This window comes from Shimia sp. (assembly GCF_041624275.1).
GTDB lineage: Bacteria > Pseudomonadota > Alphaproteobacteria > Rhodobacterales > Rhodobacteraceae > Shimia.
Genome location: NZ_JBFJVE010000216.1, coordinates 1 through 4720, shown reverse-complemented (window position 1 = coordinate 4720; position 4720 = coordinate 1). Strand labels below are relative to the sequence as shown.

Below are 4720 nucleotides of genomic sequence, written 5' to 3'. Positions count from 1 at the left end.
ATCAGCACCTTGTAGCGGAAGCTGTTGGCGCGCGATTTCTCTTCCGCCACCTTTTCGGCGGTAACGTCGATATGGGCCCCGGATATCTCGGCCGGACGCCCCTCGGCGTCCCGGGCCGAGACCCCGGTGTCGGATTGGATCCACAGCCAGTGACCGTCCTCATGGCGAATGCGGAACACCGATTTGCTCTTGGATTCCTGTCCCGAGATCAGCGCCGTATCCGCCGCTTCGACGATTTTCAGATCCTCCGGGTGAACCCGGTTCAGAAACTCCTGCTGGCCGAGGATCGGCGCATCGGCGTCAAGCCCGAGCATCGTCTTCCAGACATCCGAAACCCAGGATTCCCCTGTTTTCAGGTCGATCTTGAAAAGTCCGATCCCGGCCTGGCCAAGCACGGAATACAGCGCGTCGATCGTCAGCCCCTTGCCTTCCGAGGGGTGGATCCGGCTGGATAGATGCAGTGCCTCGCGCCTCAATCCGAGTTCGTTCATCGCAGTTCGCCGTGACCTCGCCAACTTGGTCGTTCCAGGGAACGATTATGCCCGCAGGACAACGCCCGCAGCATCTGATCCTTTCGACTCTAGGTCAGCAGAAGCCTTCTGCAACTATATATTGTGTAAAAATCGGACAACTCCCATATATCTTTAACCCCGCATTAAACTTACGGGTGAAAACGCCCCTTTTTCATGCCCGTTCCGGCAATATGGCCTCAGCCGCGCAGGCGCCGGCCCTCGGGGTCGAAGGGCGGGCGGTCGAGGATACGTGCCCTGTGCGGTGTCCCGAGCACCATCACCTCGACCTCATCGCCCGGCGCGGCGTCTTTCACATGGGCCAGCGCCAGTGACATGCCGACCGAGTGGCCGTAGCCGCCCGAGGTGACCTTGCCGATACCCCTGCCGTCCTTGAAGACCGGCTCGCCGCCGGTGGCATCGGCGTTCGAGGTGGCGGTGTCGGCTTCGTCCAGATGCAGCAGCACCAGCCGTTCACGGGGCGCGCGGGCCAGGGTATCGGCCAGCGCATCGCGGTTGAGGAAGGGTTTGTCCATCTTGCACAGCCGCTCGAGCCCGACCTCCTGCGGCCAGTATTCGGGGCTGTATTCGCGGCTCCAGGACCCATAGCCCTTTTCGATGCGCAGCGACATCAGGGCGCGGCTGCCGACCGGGCCGGCGCCCAGGGCCTCGCCCGCCGCCAGCAGCGCCCGGTAAAGCGCCGCCTGGTCCTCGGAGCGGCAATGAACTTCCCAGCCGAGATCGCCGGTGAAGGAGACCCGCAGCGCCAGCGCCTCGATGCCGGCGACCTCGATCCTTTGCGAGCGCATGAAGGGAAAATCGTCATTGGCCAGCGAAGTGCCGGTCAGCCCCTGCAGGAGTTGGCGCGCCATCGGCCCGGCGACGTTGAAACCGCAGATGCTGTCGGTCAGCGAGGTGAAGACCGTGCCCTCGGGCAGCGGCACCTGATTGAAGAAGCGCTGGTGATAGCGTTCGGCCATGCCCGAGCCGATGACCCAGAAGTCCTGTTCGCCGACCCGCGTCACGGTGAAATCCCCGGCCACCCCGCCGCGCTTGCCGATCAGCGGCGTCAGGCAGCTGCGCCCCACCGCGCGCGGCATGCGGTTGGCAAAGACCGCGTTCAGCCAGTCTTCGGCGCCCGGACCGCTGCAGCGGTATTTGGCAAAGTTCGAAATGTCGATGATCCCGGCGCGCTCGCGCAGCATGCGGCATTCGTCGCCGACCGGCGCCCACCAGTTCTGGCGGGTGAACCCGTTGCCATCGACGACCCCCGGCTTGCCGGCGAACCACAGCGGATGTTCCCAGCCATAGGTCATGCCGAAGACCGCGCCCATGGCTTTCTGAACCTCGTAGACCGGCCGCCTGCGCAGCGGCCGCCCGGCGGCGCGTTCCTCGTTGGGGAAATGGATCGCGAACCGGTGCGAATAGACGTCGCGCACCCGGGCCTTGACGAAGGCGCGGTTGTTGGCCCAGAGCCCGAAACGCGCCAGATCCCAGGGGAACATGTCATAGTGCATCTCGCCCTCGATGATCCACTGCGCCACCATCAGCCCCATGCCGGCCGACTGTGAAAACCCCGGGATGATGCCGCCGCACATGAAATAGCCGGCGCGCTCGGGCACCGGCCCGAGAAGCACGTTGGAATCGGGCGACCAGATCATCGGGCCGTTGATCACCCGCTTGACCCCGGCCTGCGCCGCGACCGGCACCCGCGCCATGGCGCGCAGCAGGTTTTCCTCGATCCGCTCGAGATCGTCGGGAAAGAGGTCATGGGCGAAATCCAGCGGCGTGCCGTTTTCGGCCCAGAAGCGCATGTCGCGCTCATAGGCGCCGATCAGCAGCCCCTTGCCCTCCTGGCGCATGTAGTATTCGCCGTCGCGGTCGGCCACCGACGGCAGGCGCCTGTCGAGCGCCGCGATCTCGGCAATGGTCTCGGTGACGAAATACTGGTGCTCGGTGGGCTGAAGCGGCATTTCCAGCCCGGCAAGGGCCGCCACCTCGCGCCCCCAGAGACCGGCGGCGTTGATCACCCATTCGGTGGTGATGTCGCCCTTGGGGGTGCGCACGGTCCAGCGGCCGTCGGGCCTTTGCTCGGTGCCGGTGACCGGCGTGAAACGGTGGATCTCGGCGCCCCGCTGGCGCGCGCCGACCGCATAGGCATTGGTCACCCCCGAGGGGTCCACATTGCCGCCGTCGGGCTCCCACATGATGCTGCGGATGCCGTCGAAGTCGACCAGCGGGTGCAGGCGCTCGGCCTCGTCGCGGCTGATCTCGTGGAAATTCATGCCGTAAAGCCGTGCCTTGGCGGCCTGAAGCTTCAGCTGGTGGACGCGGTTCTCGGTCTGCGCCAGATACAGCGAGCCGGGCTGGAACACGCCGCAGCTTTGCCCGGTCTCCTCTTCCAGCGCCTTGTAGAGCGTCATCGTGTAATGTTGCAGGCGGCTGATGTTGGCGCTGTCGTGCAGCCCGTGGATATTGGCCGCCGCGTGCCAGGTCGAGCCCGAGGTCAGCTCGTCACGTTCCAGCAGCACGACGTCGCGCCACCCCAGTTTGGTCAGGTGATAGAGAATCGAGCATCCGATGACGCCGCCGCCGATGACGACTGCTTGGGCTTCGGTTCGCATGGGGCTGTTCCGTTCCGGCTGATGAATTTGACCCCACTGTGCCGCCGCCCGCAGGCCGCCGGATGCAAAATCCCGACATGCGCTGTCGGAAACGGGCCGCCCCGCGCCGAAGTTGCCCGATCGCCCCGATATGTGCAGACATTCTCCTACCGCCGCCAATTGGCATGACGATTGCGACACAATTCGTCGCAAACCCACATGCCGCAGGCCGGATTTGCCCCAGACTGGGCGCGACAAAAGACAGGAGTGATCCATGAAAACCACCACCCGCGTGGCCGTCATCGGCGGCGGCGTCGTCGGCGCCTCGGTGCTTTACCACCTGACCAAGCTCGGCTGGTCCGACGTGATGCTGCTCGAGCGGTCCGAGCTGACCTCGGGCTCGACCTGGCACGCGGCGGGCGGGTTTCACACCCTCAACGGCGACACCAATATGGCGGCGCTTCAGGGCTACACGATCCGGCTTTACAAGGAGCTGGAAGAGATCACCGGCCTGTCCTGCGGTCTGCACCATGTCGGCGGCGTCACCCTGGCGGACAATCAGGACCGGTTCGACATGCTTCTCGCCGAACGCGCCAAGCATCGTTTCATGGGGCTGGAGACCGAGATCATCACCCCCGAAGAGATCAGGAAGATCGCCCCGGTGACCAATATCGACGGCATCATCGGCGGGCTTTACGATCCGCTCGACGGCCACCTCGACCCCTCGGGCACCACCCATGCCTATGCCAAGGCGGCGCGCATGGGCGGCGCCACCATCGAGACCCACTGCATGGTGCGCGAAACCAACCAGCGCCCCGACGGCAGCTGGGACGTGGTCACCGACAAGGGCAGCATCCACGCCGAACATGTGGTCAACGCCGGCGGCCTCTGGGCCCGCGAGGTCGGCGCCATGGCCGGGGTCTATTTCCCGCTGCACCCGATGGAGCACCAGTATATCGTCACCGACGAGGTGCCACTGATCGCCGAGATCATCGCGGCCGGCGGCGAGCACCCGCATGTCATGGACCCGGCCGGCGAAAGCTATCTCAGACAGGAAGGGCGCGGCCTCTGCATCGGCTTTTACGAACAGCCCTGCAAACCCTGGGCGGTGGACGGCACGCCCTGGAGTTTCGGGCATGAGCTGCTGGCCGACGATTTCGACAAGATCGAGGAGTCCATCGCCTTCGCCTACCGGCGGTTTCCGGCGCTTGAGGCCGCCGGGGTCAAATCGGTGATCCACGGCCCCTTCACCTTTGCCCCCGACGGCAACCCGCTGGTCGGCCCGGTGCCGGGGATGCGCAACTACTGGTCGGCCTGCGCGGTGATGGCGGGCTTTTCCCAGGGCGGCGGCGTCGGGCTGATGCTGGCGCAATGGATGGTGGAGGGCGAATGCGAGCGCGACACTTTCGCCATGGACTGCGCCCGTTTCGGCGGTTGGATCACGCCGGGCTATACCCGGCCCAAGGTGATCGAGAACTACCAGAAACGGTGTTCCGTCGCCTACCCGAACGAAGAACTGCCCGCCGCGCGGCCGCATCGCACGACACCGATGTACGACATCTTCTCGGATCTGGGCGCGGTGTGGGGGCATCAATTCGGGCTCGAGGT

The 4720-nt window shown here is 65.3% G+C and carries 3 protein-coding genes; 1 reads left to right on the top strand and 2 read right to left on the bottom strand.

Annotated elements, in window-relative coordinates:
• A partial coding sequence (locus tag ABZD10_RS13825; RefSeq protein WP_372887336.1) for a PAS domain-containing protein occupies positions 1-491 on the bottom strand: 491 nt, incomplete at its 3' end.
• A gap of 218 nt (positions 492-709) precedes the next feature.
• Positions 710-3133, bottom strand: coding sequence for an FAD-dependent oxidoreductase (locus ABZD10_RS13820; protein ID WP_372887334.1), 2424 nt, complete (start codon positions 3131-3133; stop codon positions 710-712).
• Between the two features lie 253 nt (positions 3134-3386).
• On the opposite strand from ABZD10_RS13820, the gene ABZD10_RS13815 reads away from it, so the two are divergent.
• The coding region (locus ABZD10_RS13815; RefSeq protein WP_372887333.1) for an FAD-dependent oxidoreductase at positions 3387-4720 on the top strand (1334 nt) is incomplete at its 3' end.

What these genes read in the sequence shown, in the direction of transcription:
- ABZD10_RS13820 (WP_372887334.1), bottom strand. Translation starts at nt 3,133, where the DNA reads ATGCGAACCGAAGCCCAAGCAGTCGTCATCGGCGGCGGCGTCATCGGA.